We start from the raw sequence: 25,680 nt of genomic DNA, 5'->3' as shown, positions 1-25,680 counted from the left end.
TACTATAGGGTAGAACAATATAAACAAGGCCAATCAGGGAATAACCTGATTGGCCTTGTTTAGTTATTTGGTTAATGAGCTCATTGCAGACGACCAAAGCAATAGCGCCTGACATCCCACAGCAAGAACACTAAATAATCGTGTAAATGTTAAGCTCTGAATGTTTTCAAGAAGTCCACGGCGAGCTTGATATCCGCTTCCGGATTGGCTTTCACTTCACGTTCGATTGTCAGATACCCCGTATAGCCAATATCCTTGAGAGCTTGCAAGTAAGCATTCCAGTTAACGCCGCCTTCTCCAAGAGGTACCTCACGGAACTTCTCGCCGGATTCAGCCATATCGGCAATTTTGTCATGGTCAAGCGCAGGTGCTTCGTATCCGAAATCACCGTATACATCGCGAGGATCGATATAGTCAGCCAGCTTGATTCCGTCCTTCGCGTGTGTATGAACGATATAATCCTTCAGATTGTACACACCCTGTACCGGATCGTCTCCAGTGACCATGACCATATTGGCAGGATCAAAGTTAACGGATACACCGTTGGAACCGAGACCATCCAGGAATGATTTCAAATGAGCAGAAGGCTCCGGACCTGTCTCGATGGCAAAGAAGGCGTCCATCGACTTCGCGAATGTGCTAAGCTCCAGACAAGCTTTATGCATCGTTTCATATACGCGGCTGTTATGATCTTGCGGCACGATACCGATATGCGTGGTGATGATATTGGTTCCCAGCTCCAAGCCGAGCTCCATGATTCGTTTGGATTTCTCGATTTTAGCCGCATTTTCGGCAGGGTCCTGGAAACCGTGTCCGCCAAGGTCACCAACGAGAGCGGAGATTTCAAGTCCCAGTGAATCGATGTAATCCTTCAATTCTTTACGGGCCGAAGCAGAGAGGTTGGCCGGATCCATTTCGCCATGAACGGCATAGATCTGAACGCCGTCTGCTCCGACATCCCGGGCTTTAAGAAGGCCGTCTCTTACTCCAACTCGAAAGCTGTCAACAATAACGCCAATTTTGTTAGGCATGATAGGCTTCGACATCCTAATATCCCCCTTGTATCATCCTTGTTCATCCATCGACTAACTTAAACTTCATTCCAGGCTTTACGGACATATTCCAATCCAAACTTAGCTCCCGTGCGGCAATCTTCCAGCCCCTCGAATTCAATCGAGATGTAGCCGTCATAACCGGATTCCTTCACGATACGAACGACTTCGGGCATATCGATATCGCCTTGGCCGACAATCGCGCCACGCAGCCAGTTGCCGCTGGAGGTATTAAACCAACCGGATCCAGGTGCGCGGTGAGCCGGGCGATAATAGAAGTCCTTGAAGTGAACCATCGAGGCCAAGCCGATGTTATTCTTGACAGCCACAGTGGACACCTCATCTGCACAGAGGAAGTTTCCGATATCCAGGGTTGTTTTAAAGTTAGGGTGATTCACGGTCTGAACCAGCGCTTTTACACGGTCGCTATGTTGAATGAAATAGCCATGGTTCTCCACGCTTGTCGTAATGCCACGTTCAGCCGCATAATCGGCAATGATCCGGCATGCATTGGCGAGGCGGGGAAGCTCCTCCAGGAAATGCGTGATGGACAAGTCTTTGGAAGAGGCTACGTCATGACGCATCAGGCTAACGCCAAGTGCGGCTGCAATGTCCACTTCACCTTTAACTCGTTCAATCTCCGCTTCATATGCAGCGTCATCCAATTCCGCAAAATTGGCGCCGATGGCATAGTTGGAAATTTCAAGCCCTTTGGAAGCGGCATGGGATTTAATTGTATCGATCAACTCCGGTGTTTCCTTCAGGTTAAAGCCGAGCGGAACGATCTCGATATGCTCTCCACCGATTTCTGCAACGTAGTCGATGACATCGGTAATGGTCATTTCGCCTTTGTTCATGGCCTGGTACAGGCTGTACGAGCTTATTCCAAGTTTCATAGTAGAACTTCAACCCCTTTTTCGGCGGATTCATAGATCCCGCATAGAATCTTCATGATCTCAACGCCGTCTTCTACTGGGCTGAGAGGTGACGTGCCGTTCTCGATGCTGGAAATGAAATGATCGACTTCGCTTTGGAAAGCCGCGTCGAAAGCGAATCCTGTGCTGTCTGTCTGAGGCTGAATGTTGATAATGGTATCGTGTTTCTCCGTGACGATGACCACTTCAGGATCAATCTCAAAGCCGCCCTTGTCTCCATATAATTTAACGGATTGCAGATTTTCCTTAGCGTGCAGCGTGAAGCTGACGTCCACCAGTATAGAGGCGCCGTTTTCAAAACGGATCATCGCATTCGCCATATCCTCAACCGTGTTCTTCTCCGCGTCATAGTCAGCCGCTTTGTAGAAGGAGAGGTTGCGAACGTTAGAGCGATTGCCCAGCTTCCGGTATGTATTGGCGCTTACAGAAACTGGTTTAGGGCGACCCATCATGTACCAGCACAGATCAATGACATGCACGCCGATATCGATGAGAGGTCCGCCGCCGGAACGCTCAATGTCAGAGAACCAGCCGCCTGGATTGCCGAGGCGGCGAACGGAGGAAGCCTTCGCGAAATAGATTTCCCCGAATTCACCCTTGTCTGCAAACTCGCGGAGCATTTGAGCGTTAGGATCGTAACGTCTTACGAAGCCGACCTGAAGCAGCTTGCCGGAAGATTTAACGGCTTCTTGAACTTGAAGCGCTTCCTCAACGGTACGGCAGAGAGGTTTTTCAACCAGAACGTGTTTGCCCGCATTCAGTGCCGCAATACTGATTTCGGCATGTGTATTGTTCCAGGTACAGATGCTTACAGCATCGATTTCCGGATCAGCCAGAAGTTCGTTATAATCGGTGTAGACTTTGGTAGCACCGTATTTTTCAGCTGCACGCTGTGCTCTTTCTTCATTTAAATCGCACACGGCGAGCAAATTCGCGTTCGCATGTTTTTGATATGATTGCAAATGCATAGCAGAGATCGATCCCGTGCCAATGACGCCAATATTAATAGATTTCATGAGTTCACTCCTCTGAATTTACTGCATTACACTTTCGTATTATAATGCTTTTAGAGGAAGACACCATGATAAACCGTGCTGTTTGTTTGTACAATTGTGCTGTCTTACTGGAAGGAGATCAGAACATTGGACAAAACACTTCAAGAACCGATGACAATGCCGGATCCTCAGTTTCCGATTAAGGTCCATCGTTGCGAGTTTGACGGCCGGGGACAGGTTTTGTTTAACCATCATTGGCATGAGCATCTTGAAATTCTATATATTGTATCTGGGGAAGCGAGTCTGGAGTGCGGCTCGTCCACCTTCACGGTCAAGGAAGGCGATATGATCGTCATTAACCGGAATGAGCTGCATTACGGCCTTAGCCTATCGGATCATTTGTTTTATTATGCGTTAATCGCGGACTTTTCGCTGCTTCAGAGCCATTCGCTGGATGCAACCGAGATGAAATTCATCACACCCATCACCCAGAACCGGCTAATCTTCGAGAATCGAATTAGCGGGGATGATGCGCTAGCCTCCATGTTGTCCATCATTCATGAGCTGGAACAGCGGGAATTCGGTTATGAGCTGGCGGTCAAATCAGAACTGTATCGGCTGCTTACGCTGCTTGTACGAGGTTATGTAGCGACGGTCCTTACACTGGATGAATACGCCCGGCGGATGAAGAATGTAGAGCGCTTTGCCCCGATATTCAAGTATATCGAGGAGCATTACCGGGAGGATTTGTCAGTGGAGTTCCTATCAAGCATGGCTGGTCTCAGCCGTTTTCATTTCAGCCGCTTGTTCAAGGAGATCAGCGGTCGGACCGTGACAGAGTATGTGAATGAGACGAGGCTCAACCGGGCGGATTATCTCCTTCGGGAAAGTCCGCTTACGGTGTCCGAAATCGCGGCTGCAACCGGATTTAATGATATTTATTATTTCAGTCGAACCTTCAAGGAATATAAAAGTATGGCTCCATCGGCTTTACGAAAAAAGTGAGAATCGGCTTTAACGGTTCTGAATGGGCTCTATGTAGACATAAGTATAAAAGCAACCTATAATGAATAATCATATTTATTGCATAAAGTGGCGGAGATAACGGAGAACCCTTTTGCTTAAATGCGTACTGTATTCGGTATGTATTCTTAGCAGAAGCGGTTCTTTTTTTGAAGAGATAAGAAAGTATAAACATCCGAGGCTCGGCATCCTTATCTCGCAAGAAAAACTTCCGCTAAATGCGGTCTGTCTTCAGATAAAGTACGTCGATACACGTTATTCTTATTATGGAATAGGTTCTTTATTATATTTTTAGAGAGGAGAATGTCAGGTGGACACAAGCTTATCCGCCAAGATGCGGACCCAATATTTGCAGGACATGTCGGCCAAAAAGCTGGATGTGCTGGTGATTGGCGGCGGTATCACGGGTGCGGGAATTGCTTGGGACGCCAGCTGTAGAGGGATGAGCGTCGGATTGGTGGAAATGAATGATTTTGCTTCGGGAACGAGTTGCAGATCAACGAAGCTGATTCATGGCGGTCTTCGGTATTTGAAGCAAGGAGAGATCGGCTTGGTACGCGAGGTAGGTTCTGAACGGGCACTGCTTCACCGGAGCGCCCCGCATCTGGTGGAGCCCATTCCCATGCTGCTCCCTATTTATAAAAAGGGTACTTATGGTTATCTTGCCAGCGCGATCGGGTTGTATCTGTACGACTGGTTGGCAAGGGTCAAACGAAGTGAACGGCGAAAGATGTTCCGGCGCGAGAGTACCCTGACCCTTGAACCGCTCTTTCGAAAGGAGGGATTGAAAGGTTCCGGTTATTATTATGAATACCGAACCGATGATGCGCGATTAACGGTTGAAGTGATGAAGTCTGCAAGGGCCAAAGGAGCTCTTATCGCGAATTATGCCAAAGTCCAGGAATTCGTGTATCGAGGAGGAAAAGTAGTAGGAGTTCACGTAGAAGACCAAGTGAGTGATAAGACCTATACGATATGCGCCAAAAAAATCATCAATGCGGCCGGGCCATGGGTGGATCAGGTCAGGCTCAAGGATAATTCGCTCAAGGGAAAGCGGCTGCTCTTAACGAAAGGCGTTCACCTGGTGGTGGATCATGCCAAGCTTCCCATACGCCAGGCTGCTTATTTCGATGTGCCGGGTGGGAGAATGATTTTTGTCATTCCAAGAGAGGGCAAGACCTACATCGGAACGACCGATACCCTTTATGAGGGTGCGATTGAGAAGCCCGGTATTACCGAGGAGGATCGGCGGTATCTTATCGATGCGGTGAATCATGCTTTTCCGGAATCAAGGCTGAAGCTGAACGATATTGAATCCGGATGGTCGGGGTTACGGCCACTCGTCCGCGAGGAAGGAAAGGATCCTTCGGAAATATCAAGGAAAGATGAGATGTTTATATCCGATTCCGGATTGATCACCATTGCAGGCGGAAAGCTGACCGGATTTCGGAAAATGGCTGAAAAGGTCGTGAATCTTGCAGCCAGACAGCTTCAAGACGGCGATGGCACCATCTATCCTCCTTGTACGACGGATCGTGTTCCCATCAGCGGTGGCGACCTGAATGGCCTCACCTATGAGGAGGTTCAGAAGAAGTTAATCAAGCAGGGTGAATCCCTCGGCATCAGACCCGAAGACATTGTGAGCCTCATGAACAGGTACGGCTCCAATACGATGGAACTGATGAACCGGATCGGTGCTTCTTCGCAGGAAGCAGACACGGTCGAGCTTCGATTGTTACGCGCGGAAATCGAGTATTCCATCGAATATGAGATGACGATGACCGCAGTGGATTTTCTATTAAGAAGAACAGGCTGGATATTATTCGACCGGCAAAAAACCGAGCGAACCCTTGCTTCCGTGATGAGAATAATGCGTGAATATTTAGAATGGAATCATGTGGAAGTCAACAGGCAATGGGAGCTGCTGCAGGATCAATTGCAATTGGCATGGGGAATGGTGGAAGACTACAGGATGGAACGGTTTACGGATCTGCCGGATCGGGAAGACGTCACGGGACCGCGCTCCGACGAGGAAGCCGAGCATTCCTCCGCCGTTTCAGCGATGAATCGATAGGAATCTTATTTATCAGGAGCATCTTGTCAAATGTAAAATGTGGATGTAGTATAACCATATAAAGTTATAGAGCTGGGCAGAGATGATGAGAAGCCCTTTGCATAACGAGAATCTTTCATTTGTCATGAATGAAGGCTTTTTCAATGCAAAGTGCTTCTCATTTTTTTGTATCCGCGTGGAACCGCCTGTCCAAGGACTAAAGGGCATGACGTTGTCATATGTATACTTTACGGATGGGGACTGTGGGTCCATAACAGAACTGATCTGGCCAGAACATGTCCAATTTACGTTTACGGGCGAAATTACAGATTGAACATGCAGAGGAGAACGAAATTATGGATCATTATTCAGGGTATATTTTTGATTTGGACGGCACGATTTATCTTGGGGCTGAGGCCATTGATGGTGCGGTGGAGACCATTCATTATTTGCAGGGACTAGGTAAGAGGCTATTGTTTTTGACCAACAAAACGATAGATTCCAGGGAAAACTATTTGAAAAAATTAAGGAAGCTTGGCATTCAAGTTGAACTGAATAATATATTGAATCCTGCACTCGTTACGATTCATTATCTTCAAAAACATCATCCAGGCGCAAACGTGTATGTCATTGGCGAAGATATATTGAAGAATGAGCTGCTGGACAATGGAATACGATTCGCCTCATCGCCGGAGGTAACCGATGTTGTGGTTGTATCTTGGGATCGGGATTTTCACTACCGTCATCTGGATTTTGCATATCAGGCGATTAAACGGGGCGCTGAAGTGATTGCCACCCACCCGGATCGAACATGTCCAATGCCTGGCGGCGATGTGCCGGATTGCGGCGGTATGATCGGTGCCATCGAAGGCACTGCCGGTATAACAATCACGACCGTCATGGGCAAACCCTCCGTCTTGACGGCATTGACGGCTCTTGATATTTTGGGAGTGCAGGCTGAAGATTGTCTGATGTCAGGGGATCGGCTGGAGACGGATATCAAGATGGGAAATCAGGCAGGGATGAGTACGGCAATGGTGCTGACAGGCGTATCAACCAGGGACGATCTGATGAACAGCAGCGTGAAGCCCACCTATGTACTGAATTCCGTCTACGATATTTATCTCAGCGGTACTGCCGTGAAGCAGGCAGACGAAGCCAAGTCATGAGTATTTACAAAAATAAGCCGGGGCAACGGGAGAATTGGAGATGCTGCTGCGGCAACGAGGTGAAGACATGAAAACCAGTGTTGAAGGTGCACAACGAATTTCGTATTGCTTGAAGCGTAAGCCCATTATTACTTCATTAATGAATGCCGATGAACTCCCCAATGTACTAGCAACCGAATCGAATATCGTGTTTATTCTTAAGACCGATATTTTTATCATCGAATCGATTGTTGAGCAGATTCGGGAGGCGGGCAAGCTCTCGTTTGTGCATTTTGATCTGATTGAAGGGATCGGCAAAGACAAGACGGGGGTTAAGTATTTAGCAGAAAAGGTTGGCATCGATGGTATTGTTACGACAAAAAACACCGCGATTGTTGAAGCGAAGAAACTGGGCTTGTTAACGGTTCAGCGACTGTTTGTATTCGATTCTGTTTCCCTGGACAACGGGATCAAGATGATTAAGGCCTCTAATCCGGATGCCATTGAAGTGCTGCCGGGCATGGTGTGTCAGCGGATTATGGAACGGATTCGTGCAGAGGTGGACGTGCCCGTCATCGCAGGAGGACTCATGATCGACTTGGAGGATTTTGATACAGCTTTGAAGAGCGGTGTAATTGGCATATCCACCTCCAGCAAAGAGCTATGGCGCTGGCAGGATGAACATATGGTATAGCGAAGAGCCTCCGTAAATGACAAAGATGGGTGGAGATTAGGGAATGGATGTGTTTCAACTGGATACGGAGACCATGCTAATGCGGCTGCTATTGGCTGCATTGCTTGGCGGTTTAATCGGTTGGGAGCGGGAACGCAGAAACAAGCAGGCCGGTTTAAAAACCCATCTCTTGGTGGCTGTCGGATCAACACTGATTATGCTGACTTCCATTTACGGTTTTGATTCTGCACTGATCAATCATCCTAATGCGAGGGTTGATCCTGCCCGGCTGGCGGCACAAGTTGTAAGCGGTATCGGTTTCCTTGGTGCCGGGGCAATATTGCGGCGTTCCAATCATATCATTTCAGGTCTTACCACGGCGGCAACCCTATGGGTAGCAGCGGCTATCGGTTTAAGTGTCGGTTCCGGATTTTACTGGCCCGCGATCATAACGACGGCGATCGTTCTGGTCAGCACGCTGGTGTTGAATAAATTGGAATCAAAATTTCTCTTTATCAAAAAGTCAGGCAGTTTGAAGATCATCATTGAGGCTGGAGATCGTCCAGTTCATGTAAGTACCATTACGGAATTGCTGCAAAAGGCAAATATGACGGTGGAAGGCATGATCGTGAATAATGACACGACGGAAGACGACTCGACCAAGGTGACGATGGAATTCCGGGTCTATTCTTTTAACAGCAAGGGAATTAACGGATTGTTTGAGCAATTGTGGCAGGTAGAGGGGATTAAGCAAGTTCGCATGAACTGGCGGGATTAAGCGTTTATCGGATTTGCTTGATGCCCGAATGGTTATAAGGCCAGATCCTATGATTGGGCTAAATATGCTGTACAGGGCTGAGCCCGGGTGGACCCGGGCTCAGCTTTTTTGTCTTCTATGGGGCTGCAGATGTATTCAAGGACGAGCTTCCTAAAGCCTGTACTCGAGGTCTATCAAAAGCCGAGATGCTTCTGGCAATCAGAAATTGGGCGGCATAATAAGTAGTCATGATCCATATGTCCGAATAGAGGATATCGGCAACAAACATGTTCCAGGACAAGATCGAGTCAGAGATGACAAAGAGCAGGCTTCCAACCATCGCATATCCATTTCCGGTCATGATGGCTGTCCAGAGCATGAACGAAATGACAGCAATATAGGCGATGACAGGAATAATCAAAGCCTGTTCTCCGTTTGATTTGAGAGAAGACACCAATTGGATACCCATCCATACCGAATAAGCTGCAATCGGAACGATGCTGAGGAGGCGGGGAGCTGAATAATGCCACTGTCCCAAGAAGCCGGCCGTATAGAACAGATGCCCGATCAGAAAAGCAGAGAGACCGACAACAAACCAGATGAGCGTCCCGTCACCGATCATACAGAAGAATTGTCCTGCTAACAGTAGATAGTGAATCCTGGATCTATGGGGCGGGAATTGCCGATAGGCAAACAGGATGATGAGCCACATCGGAATGAGCTTGAACAGCAGTTTGACAGCTAGGGGCTCGGATGGAATCAGGAAAATATAAAGCAGACTCATGATCAGGATGATCAATGGCAGCCCGTAACGTTTCAAATGAGAATCCTCCCAACGAATGTGATTTTCATGTTTAGACAATTCTTCGCTCGGCGTCCTGATTCCTCTTTTCCTGTCCGCATGAACTAGGAATGTAAAACATCAATAGAAATACATTAAATCTGCTGAATATTGCTCGGGAAATATATTTCGTGATTTTATATCTTAGTTATCTTAGTATAAGGGGGGACATACCATGGAGGATGAGTATTCGGAACCAGTGAGCGTGAACCGAGGTTTAAAGCGGAACCGTATCGTCATTTATTTACACAAGCGATTTTGCCGCTGCGCCTTGGGTGGGTTACAACCAATCCAAAAGCGAAGGAAACACGTTGAACAATGCGACCAGCCAGTATAAAGGGGCAGTCATCGTTGAGTATTACTTCGATGGGGTTCATCCTGATTATGCTGGCATGGACTGGGAAAGCCTGCGTCTTGTGTTTCAGCAGGAAGGGAATACATGGGTCTTATCCGGAATTATTCATGATCAGTGGACGATCTGATGTTGCCATGAATGGTCGAAATCACGCGGAATATATGGTTTCGACCATTTTTTTAAAAAAATGCTTGCTTTTTAACTATGGGCGTAATATACTCTTAATTACGGTGATCAACACGATACCGACTTTACATAATATGCGGTCGTGGCGGAATTGGCAGACGCGCACGGTTCAGGTCCGTGTGGGCTAACCCCCGTGGAGGTTCGAGTCCTCTCGACCGCACCACTTCAATTATAATAGGTTTCTGATCTGCTTTTTTTGGCAGAGCAGGAACTTTTTTTATTTAAAATATTGAGGCTAGTGCTCATTACTTTCAGTAATTTGTAAGCTGTTTTTTGGTGCTGATGCCGCCAAGCATTTCACACATCCGCTCTACCGTAACGACATCCGGATAATTCAGAAATATAAGGGCATAAGGATCAGGGATGATAGTCGGCTCTGAGTTAATGTCTGCCATGGCTTATCTCCTTTCGTCTATATTAAGGTATGTAAAGAAGTTCGGGGAGGTATAACGGATCGAGAGCGGTAGAAAAGAGGAGGGTAGTCCCCAAAGGAATCCAACCTCCTTTTGTTGAAAAATCTGTTTCAAGCTGCTGCGGGCAAACGGCATCATAACTTCGGTTTATCGAAGTTCCCCCTCATCTGAGCGGGCTGCCCCCAATGCAGTGACGCTGGCCAGGCAGAAGTATCATAATCCCACTTGTCGCACCCTGGATCGCATTTATCGTAGGCATTCATTTTATTGGACTGACAAAAGTGTTTGATGATAGCAACCTCTATATTTTAGCCGCACTGCTTGTTGCCGTTTCTGTCCTGTCATTATGGATATCGCCGAGATTACAAGTAGCAAATAGTGCGGTCACTGGTATTGGCGCCGGTACAGTGTTGTTCATCTTCGCCTTATTAGGATTCATTCGATATTTATCTGTATAAATGAAACAAGAATCGCCGCCCCTTCTACTTTTTCAATGGGAAGCCTGCTTTTCATTTCCTCTTTTGAAATTCCCCGTTATCTTCGCCATCACAAGCTGTTCCTCTTTGTGATTACTTGCTTGATCCATCTTGACCAGGAACTTCTCAGCTTCTTTCCCCTTAAGAATGGTCACTTGCTTTCCATACCAGTCGATAAAAACCGTATTGTTTTTCGTTACCCGGTAACTGAAAACCTCTTCATCCAATCGATTTTTTTTATCGATATTCTCCAGATTAATCACACCTTTGCGATAGTTTGTTTTCAGACTTCCTCGAGAAAAGATGGTTAGTGTATACGAGTCAATCGGTTGCTGTCCATACTGCTCATTATAGTATAAAAAAAACTCGTGACAGGCAAGGAACCGGCCGAGCATTTCGAAGTGTCGCTGCGCGCGAAAGTAGTCGGGAGAATGTGGCACATGACATTTGTCATGTGCTTTCATGCTTCTGATCACTATGAGCGCGGGTTTGAACAAAGTATGATAATTCCAGAATAAAAAAATAAAAAGAGGAGCATTCGAAATGATAGTGGAGATTAGAAACCTGATCAAGCGATATAACGATTTCCTGGCACTGGATCATATCAGTCTCTCCATTCAAGAAGGGGAGATATTCGGTTTGCTTGGCCCGAATGGCGCCGGCAAATCGACGACCATGGGGATTCTTTCAGGACTTACGGAGTACGATGGCGGAGAAGTGCTTTTTCTGGGGAAGCCGGTCGGCCGCAAACAGATGGAGTCCAAGCGGGAGCTTGGGATTGTGCCGCAGGACATCGCGTTGTTCGAGGATTTGTCAGCGCAAGAAAACCTTGACTATTTCGGCAGGTTGTATGGACTAAGAGGCAGCTTGCTTAAGGAGAGAATCCAGGAGGCTCTGGCCTTTACAGGACTTACGGAGCGAAAAAACGATAAGCCCAAGGGCTATTCAGGCGGGATGAAGCGAAGATTGAATATTGCCTGCGCGATCATACACCATCCCAAGCTGATCATTATGGATGAGCCGACAGTCGGAATTGATCCCCAGTCGCGGAACCATATTATGCAATCGATCAAAGAACTGAATCGAATGGGTTCGACGATTATTTACACCACGCATTATATGGAGGAAGTGGAGGAAATCTGCTCGAAAATTGCCATTGTAGACAAAGGCAGAGTCATTGCTCAAGGCACGAAGGAAGAGCTGAAATCGCTTGTTTCCTCTGAAGAGAAGCTGATCATCGAGTTGTCATCGGTCAATTTTACGATGGTCGAAGCCATTAAGAAAATTCATGGCATTAGCGAATGCGTCGTAAATGGAAACCTGCTGGAAATCATCGGTAAGAAGGGCGAACACAATGTTAGCCGTATTATCCAGGTCATATCCGAGGTGGATGGGGAGATTTTGGCGTTGAACGTGGAGAAGCCCAGTCTTGAGGCGGTCTTCCTGACGCTTACGGGCAGATCGCTTCGGGATTAAACCTGAGAGAGGAGAAAATGGACGTGTCACTATGTACAATTGCTTACTATACAGCTTTGCGGCATCTTCGAGATGTCAAGGCAATGGTTGCATTTCTGCTGCTGCCGCTGGTGATGATGCTGCTGCTGGGCACGATGCAGAGCAATAAATTTACGCCAACGACAATCGAAAAAATTAAAATAGGCTTTCTGAATGAAGATAGTGGTAATATAGGTACCTCCTTGGATCGTTATTTGAGCTCCGAGTCGATGAAGGGACTAATCGAACGAGTAGAGGTTCACGACGTCGAGCAGGGCAATGAACTTCTTAAATCAGATAAAATCACAAGTTTCATTCATGTGCCGCCGGAAATATCCAGTGAACTGCAGTCAGGGAACGAGGGACAAGTCGGATTCTACAGCAAGGAGGAACACCCTTACCTTCGGCCCTTTGTGGAAGGTTATATACGTACGCTCAATCAGCGCATGACCGGGTCTCATGAGAATCTGGAAGCGGTTGATGCGTTGAATGCAAGCATTAACAGCGTGGAAATAACCACAGCAGGTGAAATCCCGACTGGCATTGATTATTATGCGGTCACGACGATGTTTCAATTTTTACTGCTTGGTGCGCTTTTCGGCGCGTTTGCCGTAACCAAGGATATCGGCAACTATACGTATTCAAGACTGCTGGCAGCGCCCATACCTAAAAGACGGGTCACGCTGGGCAAGCTTCTCGGGAGCGTTGTTACGCTGTACGGCGTCTCCATCTTTCTGTTCCTGGTATCCAAATACGTCTTCGGGGCGAACTGGGGAGGCAGCTTACCCGTCATTTTGCTGGTCCTATTCCTGTTCGCAACCATATCAATCGCGCTTGGAATGATGATGGCTTACTTGACCAAGAGCACGATGGTTTCCTCGATCACCCTTTTTATCCTTTCGGTTGCGCTTACGATGGTATCTGGCGGTATTCAACCCGTTGAGGGAGCCATATTCGATTTTTTAGGCCGGCTTGCACCTAATGCATATGGCCAAAAAGTAATGTTCGACAATATTTATGAGGGAACCATTGCCGGGTCTGCCTTGTCAGGATTGATCGCGTATACGTTAATCATGATCCTGATTGCCATGATTTCCGGAAGGAGGAGAATGGCATGAGTATTTTCAGACACACGGTCAAACGAATTTTCAAGCATAAACTTCAGCTGCTGTTCATCGTTCTGTTTCCGCTGATCTACATGTCGCTTGGTTTGGTTGACGACAAAGTCACCATGAAAGCTGCTGTTATTGATCATGATCAGACGGAATTGACGAAAAGCTTGACAGCCAGGATGGAATCAATGGCCGAGATCCGAACGGTGAAGGAGGATCAGATCAAACAAGAGCTAAAGGAGCTTAAGGTTGATTATGTGCTCGTCATTGATAAGGGATTTACTGATCGTCTCCTTCAGGGTGGGAAGGAAGGGCTAACCGAATATTCAATCCGGGAATCCAATTTGTCCAACCCGCTCAGCTCTTACTTACAGATGTGGGTAGGCCGAGCCGAGTCCATTGCGGCAGAAACCGGGAATCAGCCTGAACACTTCTACACCGCATATGAGCAATACGATAAGCACGGTTCCTTGCGGTTAGAACATAACTCTGTCCAGGATCAGACCAAATCGCATAAGGTGCTTGGCTTTCTTATAACTCCGATGTTGTATACGTCGCTAATTGCAGGCATCCAGATTATCTCGAATCGAAATAATCGCACCCTTTACCGAACACTGATTGCACCGGTGCGCATCAGCAGTTATATGTTCCAAATGATTGTCAGCTTCATCTTCGTAGCGATCATCCAGCTTACCTTCGCTATGCTCGTACTGAAATGGGGCTACGGCATCGATATGGAGCATTCAGAATGGAGTTTGTATGCCTTCCTGATTCTATTCTCGGTCGTGGCGGTTTCATTCGGGGTTGCGATCAGTTCGATTTCCAAATCGGCCCTTCAAGCCTGTCTGATCGGCATCTGCCTATATGAGCCGATCTCCATGCTGGGCGGTTCATACGGTCCTCTGGATTGGGCGCCGGATGTCGTCAAGACGATCAGTCAATTTACTCCGGTGTACTGGGTGATGAGGGGGATCGATCAACTGCTGCATGGACAAACGCTCCTGACGCTTGGCAAAGAAGCGCTCATGCTCTTCCTGTTCGCCGTCATTTTCTTCCTTCTAAGCACCATAAAGAAAGTAGATATCGCAAAATGATGCGATTTCGATATAATAAGTTCAAATGATGTTATGGAAGGAACTGGTATGAATGCCATTGTCAAAATAATCATTTTCGGTTATCTCATCATCGAACTGATCCTAAGAGGAGATATCCCGTACGGGCAAATGCTCGTTGTGATGATCTCAATCATTATCCAGCTGGTTAAGGAACGATACTACGATTCGTCCTGGTTGACCATCGCAATGCTCCTGCTCGCGTGTGCAGGCGTTGCGATGGATTTTCAATTTGCCGTATTATTTGCGCTTGCTGCTTACGATTTTATGCTCAAGAGGGCATGGGTCGGCCTTGGCGCGGTTTCTGCATGCACGCTTTTTTTCCTGGCCAAGACGCCGCAAATTCATTCGTTTATCGTCTGGATTGCTCTTTGTACTCTCCTCGCATACGTGATACGGAAGGGCAGCGAGGAGGCAAGCCGGTTCACGTTTACGCTGGATAATGAACGGCGCTTGCGTTATGAGCTGGAACAGGCGAAAGCCCAACTTCTGCATGCATCCAAGGAAATTGCCGGAATTACAGAGGTGAAAGAACGCAACCGGATCGCACGGGAAATTCACGATAGCGTGGGGCATAATTTGGCGGGAACTTTAATCCAACTGCAGGCTGCTTATAAAATACATGGCAAAGATACTGAAAAAGCCATGTCCATGATCAGCAAATCCATAGAGGGGTTAGCTCATGCGGTGGAGCTGCTTCGAGACACTGTCCATAATATTAAACCTCGGGAAAGTCTTGGCGCGGATTATTTTCGCTCCATGATTGGGAATTACCGGTTTTGCCCCGTCGACCTTAAGCTGAGCGGAGACTTCAACACGATACCTCCAGCTCATTTGGAGCTGCTCAGCGCCACGATTAAAGAAGCTCTAACCAATACAGCCCGGTACTCCTTCGCGACAAAGGTTAATGTCACAATCGACGCTAACGAGAATTTTACGAGATTGTACGTTAAGGATAACGGGAGAGGCTGTGAGAATATCAAAGAAGGCTTGGGGCTCAGCGGGATGAAGGAGAGAGCTCGGAATTTAGGAGGAAACCTCTCCATTCATGCGACCGACGGGTTTATGATTGTATGTGTCATTCCGAGACAGGAAGGCGGGGAGATTGTTGAGATTGCTAATCGTGGATGACGACGCTTTAATTCGGGAAGGGCTTAGCATTCTGATTGGAATGGAAGACGACTTTGAGGTAATCGGCACGGCTGCCAACGGGCAGGAAGCCTTTGAAATGTGTCGGTTGAAGCAGCCTGATCTCGTGCTCATGGACATTCGTATGCCCGTTATGGACGGTGTCCTGGGCACACAGCTGATCAAACGTCATTTTTCGGATATGAAGGTTGTTCTGCTGACGACGTTCAAGGATGAAGAGTACATTAAAGAGGCTGTTAAATCGGGAGCGGAGGGTTATATTCTGAAAAACCAACCCCCCGACAGCATCATGGAAAGCCTGCGAGCAGTGGGGAACGGCAATACCGTCTTCGAAAAAGAAGTGGCGCAAACCATATCCGGCATGCTGAAAGATCAGAAGAAAACACCGCTGCCGATGGATGTGAATCCTCGTGAACGGGAAATCCTGGCGCTTGTAGCGGATGGGTTGTCGAATAAGGAGATTGCGAGTCGCCTCTTTCTAAGCGAAGGAACCGTCCGCAATTATGTGACAGCACTCTTGGAGAAGCTTCAGCTCCGCGACAGGACTCAATTGGCTATTTTTTATTTGAATCATTATTGAGATCACATGCAGTGTATCGTTGAGGAAGGATATGAAACAGCTAGTAACTAACTCTGTATTTATTAAGCTTACCATTTCAAGTATATTGAAATCCGCTGGGGTATGGATCCGAAATATGACATTGCTGCTTTTTGTGATGGATCTGACAGGCGGCAATCCGTTGGCCGTTTCTATGCTAACCGTTGTGCAGTATGCACCAATTTTTATTTTTTCCATTGTGGGTGGAGTGCTGGCGGATCGCTGACGTCCCAAGGCGACGATGATTTACGGGGAATTGTTCATTTTTTTATCTATTCTCCTGATCATGGCAGGTATCCATACGGGATATTGGCAAGCCGTTTTTGTGACGGGGGCCATATCCTCTATTGTCTCGCAATTTTCTCAGCCTTCTGCGGCAAAAATCATCAAGCAGCACGTTCCCGAGAAGCTATTTCTACGCAAAGGGGAGACGTTTGATTCAGAACAATTAGTATCACTGCTAAGTCAGGCTTCTAGCTCAAAGTCCCGATAGACATCGGAAATTGACATATTCTTTTGCAGACATGTCGATTTTCTTTTCCTGCGTTCGTTGTACTTATAGAGGCTGGATTTCAGAGTGAATAAATCAACTGTAATCCTGGCACAAATCAAACCATGAGAGGAAGATTCCTATGAATGCAAAGTTAACTCCGTACATCGTTTCGACAAACGCAAGAGCACAAGCCGAGTTTTACATCCAGGCATTGGGTGGCGAGGTCCAATCCGTGATGACACACGGTCAACTGCCTGGCGCCGCTGAGGAGATCAAGGACAAAGTGATGCACATGGTGCTATCGGTAGCCGGAGGGAATGTGCTGTTCCTGTCCGATGCCTTCGATCGGCTCAACGCAGAAGGCAGTATCGCCTTTGGACTGACCTTCAGTGATCTGGAAGCGGCAAGCCAAGCTTATGCCAATCTCGCGGAGGGCGGTACGCAGAAGCATCCGTTTGAAATGGGGCCTTGGGGAGCGCACTATGGCGAGGTCGAAGATAAGTATGGGATCAAATGGATGATCTCGCAGGAAGGTTAATCTAATTTCAACACTGCCATTCTCGATCTACAAGAAGTTTTTTCTTTTTCCAATGCATGGACTGAGGAAGCGGCGCTGGTCGAACTGGACCGTTTCGCGACTGGCATGTATCCCGGCAGATCTTGGGATTACGACATCCGCAGCGGGAACGCTCGTCACAGCGTTCCCCCTTGCCGCAGCAATTGGCTCCCCCGTCGTGATCGCTACAACCATCAGAGTGGAACGAAGAAAAATACTGCTTATGATGCTCGGTATTATTATTTTAAGCAGCATCCTGGTCTATTTTAGTTCTTCGTTTGAGAAGATGCTAATGACTCGAATAATCCAGGGGCCTCCACTACTGATCAGAGAGCTATTACGCTCGGATTGCAGCTGTCGATTTTGAAAGATAAAAAGATTGTGCTTGCGGTTCTCATTATGCTTTTCTATATAGAAGGATACACTGCACTGTTTACGTATATATCACCCTTCTTGCAATCGAATGCGGAACTGTCTGCGGCGGCTCTTTCTTGCATTTTGCTGCTTTCAGGGATTTGCAGTTTTGCCGGCTCCAAAATCGGAGGCGTCGCAGATGATACAAAAGGGTCCAAGTTCACAATTTATGCCGAACTGTCGTTCCAAGCTGGAACGCTACTATTGCTGAGCTGGTCAGACGACTTGATCTATGTTGTCACCCCGTTAATCATGATGTGGATGGCCGCCACATGGATGACCTCCCCGGCACAGCAGTTATATTTAGTTACCTTGGTGCCCCATATCAAATTTCGGCTCTATGTTCCCCGAACATAGATGATTCTATTTGTTTGAAGGAGTGGAACTTGCTAGTTGAATTCATCTGGATTGAAATTTGCTTATCTCTGCGCGGTTATTAATGCTATGATCATAGGACTTTCATTTTTATTCACTAAAATCGCGCTTGAATTCGCTGAGCCCCTGGATACGCTGACATTCCGGTTTGCCGCATCCTTCGCCGTTATGTCCATTCCCGTCCTGCTGGGTCGGTTTCGTTTAAACTACCGCGGGAAGAAGATTTACAAGGTGCTGCTCTTGGCCACTCTGTATCCGCTGGCATTTTTCACGCTCCAATCCTATGGCCTGCAGCATGCCACATCCAGCGAAGGTGGCATTCTGTTTGCTTTCACACCGGTTTTAACGGTGCTGCTGGCGTTCCTGTTTCTGAAGGAAACGACCACCCTCCTGCAAAAGCTATCCATCTGTCTGTCGGTCAGCGGAGTCTTGCTCATCTTTATCATGAAGGGCAGCGGCATCGATTGGTTCAACATGACGGGGATTGTTCTCTTGTTCGTGTCTTGCTTGGCAGTGGCAGGGTATAACGTGCTCGCGAGGACGCTTCTCAAATCGTTCAGTCCTGCGGAGATTACGTATGTCATGCTGGGCATTGCCTTTCTTTGCTTCCTTTCCGTGTCACTTGTCGGGCATGCAGCCGCAGGAACGCTCGATCAATTGTTCTCTCCGCTTACCAGCGGTAAGTTTGTCGTGGCCATCCTCTATCTTGGCATTTTGTCCACATTGGTTACGGCGCTTAGTTCAAACTATGCCTTGTCCAGAATCGAAGCATCCAAAATGAGCGTGTTCTCCAATCTATCGACGATAGTGTCTATCGCTGCCGGAGCGCTTTTGCTTGGGGAGGAAGTCAGAATGTACCATATCTTCGGTTCTGCGCTTATTATTGCGGGTGTCATGGGAACCAATCTCCTCGGGAAGAAAAGCGAGAGGCAAAATTAAATATTCCTTGACAGGGATATTACATAGTTCTTCTCCAGTGCCGATCAAATCAAGGAGTTGTTTACCGACAAACTGGGTACCCCGGTCGCTTGGCCGGCGCAAATTCTACTTCCAAGTCATGCAACAGTTAGATTTACCGCTTGGAAAAACGCATCTACATCAACTTGCCTATGAAAGGTATCACCCAGACGAAGATGCAGCAGCAAAGACGGTTTCTGCGATCGAAGCAGCAGGTGGCACAGCTTTCGCCGTCGGCGCTGAGTTGGATTCTCTGGAAGGAGTCAACCGGCTTCTTCAGGCCTTGGATGAGGAGCTTACTCGTAGAACGGGCATCAACCAATTCGATATCTTAGTCAACAATGCCGGCATCGGCACATCCCCGTCATTTGAAGAGACATGCGAAGAGGACTTTGATCGTCTGATCGCAGTCAACGTCAAGGCGCCGTTCTTCCTCGTCCAACAATCGCTCGGACGTCTTCGAGACGGAGGCCGCATTATCAATATCTCATCCGGAGTGACACGAATTGCCTTTCCACATATCATGGCCTACAATCTAACCAAAGGCGCACTAAATACATTCACCCTACACCTAGCTCAGCTACTGGGTCCACGGGGGATTACTGTGAATGCAGTCATGCCCGGCATAATCGATACTGACGTAAACGCTTCATGGCTGCACACACCCGATGGGCGCAAGTCTGCCATAGAGATGTCGGCGCTTGGACGCATCGGCGAGCCTTCGGATATCGCGGATATCTCGCCTTCACGATGGGTAACGGGACAACTAATCGATGGAACTGGCGGATCGCATTTGTAAGATTACAAACAGTCCGGCCCCTGAAAATAATCGATCGACTCTGCATTAGGATGGAATCAGGTGAACTTCAGATCATTAATTCAACTTATATAGAACGAGAATTAAATAGTGTGAGCTAAAAATAATGACAATCGTTCACGTATGATTTGGTGCTTTTTGCGCTACTTGCTCTTTGATGAACTTTTTCTTATTGATTATTGAATGTTCATTAAAAAATTGGTAAACTACTTGGTAAAGGAGGTGCCAAGTGAAGAATATTGTGATTTCAGGTGGAACCGACGGGATAGGTAAGGCGCTCGCGCTTAAATATCTGATCCAAGGGGATAACATCATCGTCATCGGCCGTAATAAGGAGAAGGGAAGGGCGTTCATCGAAGCTGCCAACGAAATTGACGCTGGCGCGAGGTTTTTCTTCATTCAAGCAGATCTGAGTCTGGTCAGCGAGAACAAGAGGGTTATCGAGGAGATCAAGTCGAAATTCTCTGTGGTGGACGCGCTCGTACTGTGCGCGCGGCATTATCGTACGACACGGTTGGAAACGGCGGAAGGGTTCGAGGACAATTTCGCGTTGTTCTACCTGAGCCGATTTCTCCTCAGTCACGGTCTGGTCGAGTCGTTGGAGAAGGCCGACAACCCGATTATCATGAATGTGGCCGGGCCTGGCGCCCACCTATCCGTGATCCATTGGAACGATCTCGGGCTTGAGCAGGGCTACAACGGAGGCACGGCGTTGACGCAAGGCGGCAAGTTGAACGACCTGCTCGGTGTCGCCTTCGCTAGCAAGCATGGAGCAGGCCGAATCCGTTACGTTCTATTCCACCCGGGCACAACGTCTACCAGTTTCTCCGGCGAGTACGATGAGCCAACGGCGGCTCACATCGTGGCGATGAAGAAATTGGGGAAGCCAGTGGTGGAGAGCATCGAACCGATTGTCGTTATTATCAACGCCCCGCCGGCCGAGCCGATGAGCGCTTTCGTGGAAGGCAAGCGGATCAGCGTGGAGCACAAGTCCTTCGACAAGGACGCCGCAAAGCGGCTCTATGACTTCACCCGGGAATTGCTTGTCACATTGACTTAAAGTTGTTTGTAAGAGGAGGGAAACATAGTGGCCAGACCCAGAGAGTTCGATACGACAGAGGTTCTTTCCAAAGCTATGGATTATTTCTGGAAGTATGGTTATGAAGGTGCGTCCATGCAAGAATTGGTGAATCATGTGGGAATCAAGGCGCAAAGTCTTTACAATACTTTTGGGGGCAAACGCGACTTGTTCTTCGCGGCGCTCAAGCATTATGTCAATCAAAGTACGGTGGTTCATACACTCGAACATACGCCTTCGGGAAAAGAAGCCATCACTCAAGTGTTCCGTGAATTGCTGGCAGATCTTGCCCGTTCGGATCGAACGAGGGGATGCTTCATAAACAATACATGCGTGGAACTCGCACCGCATGACTCCGAGATTGCCGATTTTATAGAAAAGGAAAGAATCCGTCTTGAACGAGCTTATTACCTTGCATTGACCCGAGCCAAGGAACAGGGAGAAATCAATGAGCGCTATCAGGATCTTATGGCGCTTGCGCGATATTTGAACAATGCGCAAGGGGGATTGATGGTTACCGCCAAGACAGTAACGGATATGACTGTTCTGGAGGACATCGTTGAGGTCACTCTTTCGATATTCGATTGAAGGACGCCCCCTTTTTTTCTTTGATTTTTTAATGATTGTTCAATAATGTGATGGATAAAGGGAGATTGAACATGAACAAGAACTTGGTCCTTTATTTACTTGCTTTTTGCGTATTCGTCATGGCATCTGCCGAAATTGTTGTAGCGGGTATTCTGGGAATGATTGCACAGGATACGAATGTGTCCGTAGGTATGGCCGGACAATTGGTGACCGTCTATGCCATTGTCATTGCGGCTGGATCTCCCATTTTGGTATCACTAACTTCAAGGATGGAAAGGAAAAACCTTCTTCTTCTTACCTTTTTTATTTTCTTCATCGGTAATTTGCTTGCCTTCTTCAGCCCTAATTTCACCATTCTCATGGTTTCCAGAATTGTTCAGGCGGCGAGTGCTGGTGTGTTTACAGTAGTCGCTTTGACTGTAGGCGCAAGTATGGCAGCGCCTGAGAGGCGGGGCAGTGCTATCAGCATCATTATCATGGGTGCAAGCACTGCCTTGGTCGTCGGCGTTCCGCTTGGGACTTTAATAGGTGAATTTTGGGGATGGCGTTTAGTCTTTATGTTTATCAATATTTTAGCCCTATTTTCAATCATCGGGATTGCTGCATCCGTTCCCAAAATGGAAAGTCGGGAATCGGTTTCGTTAAAAACTCAGCTAGCGGTATTGCGGAATCGCCGAATCATTAGCGGATTGTTCATTACGTTTTTTTGGGTCATAGGGTATCAATTACTATTTACCTATATATCCCCCTTTCTACAGGAGGTTGCAAGCCTCAATACGACACAGATCAGCGCAGCTCTATTCATATGCGGAATATTTGCAGTAATAGGTTCGCGTATCGGGGGATACGGCGCTGACCGATGGGGGATTTATCGGACTCTGCTTGTCAGTCTGCTGCTCCACGCTGTGTCGCTAGCGGCACTTCCTTGGGTGGGAACAACATTTATATGGGCTATCATGATCCTTGCCGTTTGGATAGGATCTGCCTATATGACAACGCCTGCACAGCAGTACTACCTTGTGTCGCTTTCTCCGAACTCCTCCGATTTGGTACTCAGCTTGAACAATTCCGTACTTCAACTTGGAATAGCTGTTGGAGCCGGTGCAGGCGGATGGGTGGTAAACCAAACATCAGTCATGAGTCTGGGCTGGATTGGAGCAATTAGTATTGTGATCGGTATGTTTGCGGTATTTTACTCGTTTTCATTAAAAAGTAAACCACTAAAAGAAGCCTAATGCAGCCTCATAAACCGGTTCCCTGTAAGCTAGCAGCGGTACCTCATGTCGGGATGGACGAAGAGACGATTCGCAATATCCTTCGATACTAAGTTAATCGTTCAAGATTGCCACAAAAAGAATGGCAGGGATGTCGATTTGCCCTTCTCTCGTTCGTAGTCTTTATAGCGGCGAAGTTCAGCTGACCTTGGATGAAGGACATTCGGGAGATACGCAGCGTTTTGGAATCGACCGCACGACACGAAAGGACGGATATAACAATGGGAAAAATCATCATGCAGCAATTCATTACGTTGGATGGAGTCATGCAGGCGCCTGGCGATCTCTATGAATTTGAGTATGGGGGCTGGCAGCGGTCATATGTTGGCGAGGAGCACCTGGAACTCATTGTCGAGCAGGCCCACGCGGTTGAAGCGCTTCTTCTGGGGCGTAAAACTTACGAGAGCTTCGCGGCAACATGGCCGTCAGCGACCGGCATGCGGGGGTTGGCCGATCGGATGAACGGTATGTCGAAGTTCGTGGCTTCGAGAACCCTGAACCATGCGGATTGGAATACCACTATCATCCATGGCGACGCGGCCGAAGAAGCAGCGAAGCTCAAGCAGGAGTTCAGAGGAGACTTGCTGGTCGTAGGAAGCGGCGATCTTGCACAAACGCTGATGAGTCATCATCTCATCGACGAATACCGCCTCTGGGTCCACCCTGTGATCTTAGGTCGCGGACATCGGCTGTTCAGAGAGGGAAGCGAGAAGGCTGCTATGCGCCTCATGGACGCCAAAACGCTAAGATCAGGTGTCGCGATTCACATCTACCAGCCCGAGATAGGCAATTAACAACAAAGCCATCTGAATTCATCCAATCTAAGACGTCTCCATCATCGTTGCGTAAGTGGAGATGGAGACGTCTTTTTGCCCATTCAGAAGAGGATCATGGCTCGACACATTGGTTGATCCAGTAATATCATTCGCAATGACTGCTAAGGAGAATACGCGTGCATACGGTTCCATAAAAAAGTTTGCGAGTGTGTCGATTTTGTCGTAATCAGTTCGTCGTCTAAATAGAGGCTCAAATATCTGCCCGCGAGGGCAGGGAAGAATATCAAAATAAAATCAGGTTTAACTGAAAGGAGACCTACGATGCACACAGTAACTTCGAAGGACGGTACAAAGATTGCCTATGATAAAGTTGGCCAGGGACCGTCACTTATTCTGGTTGCGGGCGCGTTCAGCTATCGCAAATTCCCTGGACAAGTGCAGTTGGCTCATCTGTTGTCAGAGTATTTCACGGTCTACAATTACGACCGCCGCGGCCGAGGCGATAGCGGAGATTCACCGTCTTATACCATCGAACGTGAGATGGAAGATCTTCAGGCCATGATTGATGAAGCCGGTGGCTCGGCCTATGTTTGGGGATTGTCATCTGGCGCGGTTCTGGCTCTGCAGACAGCGGCGGCAGGGGCTAATATTAAGAAACTCGCTTTGCATGAACCGCCTTTAGTAGTCGATGATGCGGGTCACAAGCCGCCAGAAGATTTCGTCAAGCGGGTTTCAGTGCTTATATCTGCGAATCGCCGGGGTGAGGCCATCAAGTATTTTATGACCAAGGGGATGGGTGCGCCTTCATTTGTGGTCAGTTTGATGCGCGTGATGCCAGGCGTATGGTCCAGGCTCATGGCTGTTGCCCATACGCTTCCTTACGACGCGGCCTTGCTCGATGGATATATGGATGGAAAGGCATTGCCTGAAAAATTGTGGGATGCGGTTACGATGCTAACCCTTGTGATCGAAGGAACGGAGAGTCCGGTTTCGTTGCGTCATGGTGCCCATGCACTGGCGGGAAACCTTCCAAATGCAAGGCTGCTGAGTAAAAAGGGACTCGGTCATACCAAAAAACTCGATACCAAAAAGATCTCATCGGAGCTTGCAGCATTCTTTATGGGCAATCGCTAAGCTGCGACATGTAAAGGGCTATTTAAACCTTACTTCTAACGACCGGACATAATAGATAATAAATTGGACAATGAGAAGGGAAGAAGATTATTATGTTTACAAACAAGCGGAATACAAGGGCGATTCGTCTGCTTCTGATGGGCGGGGTTGTTTCAACGCCGCTGTTCTACGTAGTAGCTATTATTCAATCGTTTACACGTACAGGATTCGATATCAGGCGACACGCCATTAGTACCCTTACGTTAGGGGATATGGGATGGATTCAAAGCGCTAATTTCTTCCTTACAGGATTGCTTGCTGTATGTGCAGCGATTGGAGTGCGACGTTTACTTCGAGGGCGTATGGGAGGCACGTGGGGTTCGTTGCTCATTGGAATCTATGGGATTGGCATGATCATGGCAGGTCTGTTTCGCCCGGATCCTGGCCTCAGCTTTCCCTCAGGTGCCCCTGCGGAAATGCCGACATCGATGAGCGGCCATGCAGCACTTCATTCCGTGGCGTTCTTTACAGCATTTATTTGTCTAATTGCAGCAAGCATTGTCTTTGCACGTCGGTTTGCTACACAAGGCGAACGTGGTTGGAGTATCTATTGTATTGCATCTTGTATTCTTGCGCCTGTGCTTATCGTTATTGGCTCGAGTATCGCTAGTTGGATTGGCGTTATCATGGGGTGCGCCGGAATTGTTGCTTTCGGTTGGGTTTCGGTTCTTGCCGCTAGATTACGTGCTGAAGCTCTTCAGGTTTAGGTTCACCAAGAATAAAGAGTGAATTTTGCTACTTGATACATAACATGGTGAGATCGATCTGCATTTGGTTATGCGCCTAACATCGCGGCAGGAAATCGCC

The 25,680-nt window shown here is 47.7% G+C and carries 29 protein-coding genes and 1 tRNA gene; 24 read left to right on the top strand and 6 right to left on the bottom strand.

The window, feature by feature from the left end:
- Window positions 1–149: 149 nt before the first annotated feature.
- The 3 genes from ACOZB4_RS06025 to ACOZB4_RS06015 are packed head-to-tail and all read right to left on the bottom strand — an operon-like array spanning window position 150 to window position 3,003.
- Window positions 150–1,046 (bottom strand): sugar phosphate isomerase/epimerase family protein, encoded by an 897-nt coding sequence (locus ACOZB4_RS06025; RefSeq protein ID WP_076325663.1) that lies wholly within the window; start codon window positions 1,044–1,046, stop codon window positions 150–152.
- A 44-nt stretch (window positions 1,047–1,090) separates the two neighbouring features.
- Window positions 1,091–1,948, bottom strand: coding sequence for a sugar phosphate isomerase/epimerase family protein (locus tag ACOZB4_RS06020; RefSeq protein ID WP_379406351.1), 858 nt, complete (start codon window positions 1,946–1,948; stop codon window positions 1,091–1,093).
- Window positions 1,945–3,003 (bottom strand): Gfo/Idh/MocA family protein, encoded by a 1,059-nt coding sequence (locus ACOZB4_RS06015; RefSeq protein WP_076325665.1) that lies wholly within the window; start codon window positions 3,001–3,003, stop codon window positions 1,945–1,947. Before ACOZB4_RS06015 ends, ACOZB4_RS06020 begins: the two co-directional genes overlap by 4 nt.
- Before the next feature lie 126 nt (window positions 3,004–3,129).
- Here ACOZB4_RS06015 and ACOZB4_RS06010 point away from each other — a divergent pair, with 126 nt between their 5' ends.
- The 5 genes from ACOZB4_RS06010 to ACOZB4_RS05990 all read left to right on the top strand — a co-directional run bounded on the left by ACOZB4_RS06010 (window position 3,130) and on the right by ACOZB4_RS05990 (window position 8,657).
- The gene (locus ACOZB4_RS06010) at window positions 3,130–3,987 is read left to right on the top strand and encodes an AraC family transcriptional regulator (RefSeq protein WP_213643828.1); all 858 of its coding nucleotides are present in this window, start codon (window positions 3,130–3,132) and stop codon (window positions 3,985–3,987) included.
- Window positions 3,988–4,315: 328 nt separating this feature from the next.
- Window positions 4,316–6,079, top strand: a complete 1,764-nt coding sequence (locus tag ACOZB4_RS06005) for a glycerol-3-phosphate dehydrogenase/oxidase (protein WP_379406352.1) — start codon at window positions 4,316–4,318, stop codon at window positions 6,077–6,079.
- A 335-nt stretch (window positions 6,080–6,414) separates the two neighbouring features.
- Window positions 6,415–7,227, top strand: a complete 813-nt coding sequence (locus ACOZB4_RS06000) for an HAD-IIA family hydrolase (RefSeq protein ID WP_379406353.1) — start codon at window positions 6,415–6,417, stop codon at window positions 7,225–7,227.
- 67 nt (window positions 7,228–7,294) lie between these two features.
- Window positions 7,295–7,900: a glycerol-3-phosphate responsive antiterminator gene (locus tag ACOZB4_RS05995; RefSeq protein ID WP_076325856.1), complete on the top strand. Its 606-nt coding sequence runs from the start codon at window positions 7,295–7,297 to the stop codon at window positions 7,898–7,900.
- Window positions 7,901–7,943: 43 nt separating this feature from the next.
- Window positions 7,944–8,657 (top strand): MgtC/SapB family protein, encoded by a 714-nt coding sequence (locus ACOZB4_RS05990; RefSeq protein ID WP_098748124.1) that lies wholly within the window; start codon window positions 7,944–7,946, stop codon window positions 8,655–8,657.
- 115 nt (window positions 8,658–8,772) lie between these two features.
- On the opposite strand, the gene ACOZB4_RS05985 is transcribed toward ACOZB4_RS05990, so the two are convergent.
- Window positions 8,773–9,456: a lysoplasmalogenase gene (locus ACOZB4_RS05985; protein WP_379406354.1), complete on the bottom strand. Its 684-nt coding sequence runs from the start codon at window positions 9,454–9,456 to the stop codon at window positions 8,773–8,775.
- Between the two features lie 296 nt (window positions 9,457–9,752).
- Between ACOZB4_RS05985 and ACOZB4_RS05980 the strand changes: the two genes are divergently transcribed.
- On the top strand, window positions 9,753–9,959 hold the full coding sequence (locus ACOZB4_RS05980) for a hypothetical protein (protein WP_379406355.1): 207 nt from the start codon (window positions 9,753–9,755) through the stop codon (window positions 9,957–9,959).
- 135 nt (window positions 9,960–10,094) lie between these two features.
- Window positions 10,095–10,181, top strand: a tRNA-Leu gene (locus ACOZB4_RS05975).
- Window positions 10,182–10,269: 88 nt separating this feature from the next.
- On the opposite strand, the gene ACOZB4_RS05970 is transcribed toward ACOZB4_RS05975, so the two are convergent.
- Both ACOZB4_RS05970 and ACOZB4_RS05965 read right to left on the bottom strand, forming a co-directional pair.
- Window positions 10,270–10,413, bottom strand: coding sequence for a hypothetical protein (locus ACOZB4_RS05970; RefSeq protein WP_379406356.1), 144 nt, complete (start codon window positions 10,411–10,413; stop codon window positions 10,270–10,272).
- Between the two features lie 508 nt (window positions 10,414–10,921).
- Window positions 10,922–11,161, bottom strand: coding sequence for a hypothetical protein (locus ACOZB4_RS05965; RefSeq protein WP_379406401.1), 240 nt, complete (start codon window positions 11,159–11,161; stop codon window positions 10,922–10,924).
- A 289-nt stretch (window positions 11,162–11,450) separates the two neighbouring features.
- On the opposite strand from ACOZB4_RS05965, the gene ACOZB4_RS05960 reads away from it, so the two are divergent.
- From ACOZB4_RS05960 to ACOZB4_RS05880, 17 genes are all read left to right on the top strand, one after another.
- Window positions 11,451–12,383, top strand: coding sequence for an ABC transporter ATP-binding protein (locus tag ACOZB4_RS05960; protein WP_379406357.1), 933 nt, complete (start codon window positions 11,451–11,453; stop codon window positions 12,381–12,383).
- Between the two features lie 23 nt (window positions 12,384–12,406).
- Window positions 12,407–13,519, top strand: coding sequence for an ABC transporter permease (locus ACOZB4_RS05955; RefSeq protein ID WP_379406358.1), 1,113 nt, complete (start codon window positions 12,407–12,409; stop codon window positions 13,517–13,519).
- Complete coding sequence (locus ACOZB4_RS05950) at window positions 13,516–14,607, top strand: ABC transporter permease (protein ID WP_379406359.1); 1,092 nt, start codon at window positions 13,516–13,518, stop codon at window positions 14,605–14,607. Before ACOZB4_RS05955 ends, ACOZB4_RS05950 begins: the two co-directional genes overlap by 4 nt.
- Before the next feature lie 33 nt (window positions 14,608–14,640).
- Window positions 14,641–15,756 carry a sensor histidine kinase gene (locus ACOZB4_RS05945; protein WP_379406360.1) on the top strand — a complete coding sequence of 372 codons (1,116 nt, stop codon included), beginning with the start codon at window positions 14,641–14,643 and terminating at the stop codon, window positions 15,754–15,756.
- Window positions 15,731–16,354 (top strand): response regulator, encoded by a 624-nt coding sequence (locus tag ACOZB4_RS05940; protein ID WP_379406361.1) that lies wholly within the window; start codon window positions 15,731–15,733, stop codon window positions 16,352–16,354. The genes ACOZB4_RS05945 and ACOZB4_RS05940 overlap by 26 nt, the downstream gene beginning before the upstream one ends.
- A gap of 31 nt (window positions 16,355–16,385) precedes the next feature.
- Window positions 16,386–16,598: an MFS transporter gene (locus ACOZB4_RS05935; protein WP_379406362.1), complete on the top strand. Its 213-nt coding sequence runs from the start codon at window positions 16,386–16,388 to the stop codon at window positions 16,596–16,598.
- Window positions 16,599–17,004: 406 nt separating this feature from the next.
- Complete coding sequence (locus tag ACOZB4_RS05930; RefSeq protein ID WP_379406363.1) at window positions 17,005–17,403, top strand: VOC family protein; 399 nt, start codon at window positions 17,005–17,007, stop codon at window positions 17,401–17,403.
- A 52-nt stretch (window positions 17,404–17,455) separates the two neighbouring features.
- Complete coding sequence (locus tag ACOZB4_RS05925) at window positions 17,456–17,788, top strand: MFS transporter (RefSeq protein ID WP_379406364.1); 333 nt, start codon at window positions 17,456–17,458, stop codon at window positions 17,786–17,788.
- Between the two features lie 86 nt (window positions 17,789–17,874).
- The gene (locus ACOZB4_RS05920; protein ID WP_422759502.1) at window positions 17,875–18,192 is read left to right on the top strand and encodes a hypothetical protein; all 318 of its coding nucleotides are present in this window, start codon (window positions 17,875–17,877) and stop codon (window positions 18,190–18,192) included.
- Window positions 18,193–18,228: 36 nt separating this feature from the next.
- Window positions 18,229–19,149, top strand: coding sequence for a DMT family transporter (locus ACOZB4_RS05915; RefSeq protein WP_379406366.1), 921 nt, complete (start codon window positions 18,229–18,231; stop codon window positions 19,147–19,149).
- 118 nt (window positions 19,150–19,267) lie between these two features.
- On the top strand, window positions 19,268–19,966 hold the full coding sequence (locus ACOZB4_RS05910) for an SDR family NAD(P)-dependent oxidoreductase (RefSeq protein ID WP_379406367.1): 699 nt from the start codon (window positions 19,268–19,270) through the stop codon (window positions 19,964–19,966).
- A 247-nt stretch (window positions 19,967–20,213) separates the two neighbouring features.
- Complete coding sequence (locus tag ACOZB4_RS05905) at window positions 20,214–21,044, top strand: SDR family NAD(P)-dependent oxidoreductase (protein WP_379406368.1); 831 nt, start codon at window positions 20,214–20,216, stop codon at window positions 21,042–21,044.
- Window positions 21,045–21,071: 27 nt separating this feature from the next.
- Complete coding sequence (locus ACOZB4_RS05900) at window positions 21,072–21,650, top strand: TetR/AcrR family transcriptional regulator (RefSeq protein ID WP_379406369.1); 579 nt, start codon at window positions 21,072–21,074, stop codon at window positions 21,648–21,650.
- 71 nt (window positions 21,651–21,721) lie between these two features.
- On the top strand, window positions 21,722–22,885 hold the full coding sequence (locus tag ACOZB4_RS05895; protein ID WP_379406370.1) for an MFS transporter: 1,164 nt from the start codon (window positions 21,722–21,724) through the stop codon (window positions 22,883–22,885).
- Between the two features lie 221 nt (window positions 22,886–23,106).
- Entirely contained in the window at window positions 23,107–23,718 is a 612-nt protein-coding gene (locus ACOZB4_RS05890) for a dihydrofolate reductase family protein (RefSeq protein WP_379406371.1), read from the top strand.
- Between the two features lie 303 nt (window positions 23,719–24,021).
- Complete coding sequence (locus tag ACOZB4_RS05885) at window positions 24,022–24,834, top strand: alpha/beta fold hydrolase (protein WP_379406373.1); 813 nt, start codon at window positions 24,022–24,024, stop codon at window positions 24,832–24,834.
- Between the two features lie 92 nt (window positions 24,835–24,926).
- Entirely contained in the window at window positions 24,927–25,580 is a 654-nt protein-coding gene (locus tag ACOZB4_RS05880) for a DUF998 domain-containing protein (protein WP_379406374.1), read from the top strand.
- Window positions 25,581–25,680: the final 100 nt, after the last annotated feature.

Source organism: Paenibacillus sp. NPDC058898 (assembly GCF_049316025.1).
GTDB lineage: Bacteria > Bacillota > Bacilli > Paenibacillales > Paenibacillaceae > Paenibacillus_AQ.
Note: the sequence above shows the minus strand (reverse complement) of the source record. Positions and strands in the feature narration are given on the sequence as shown.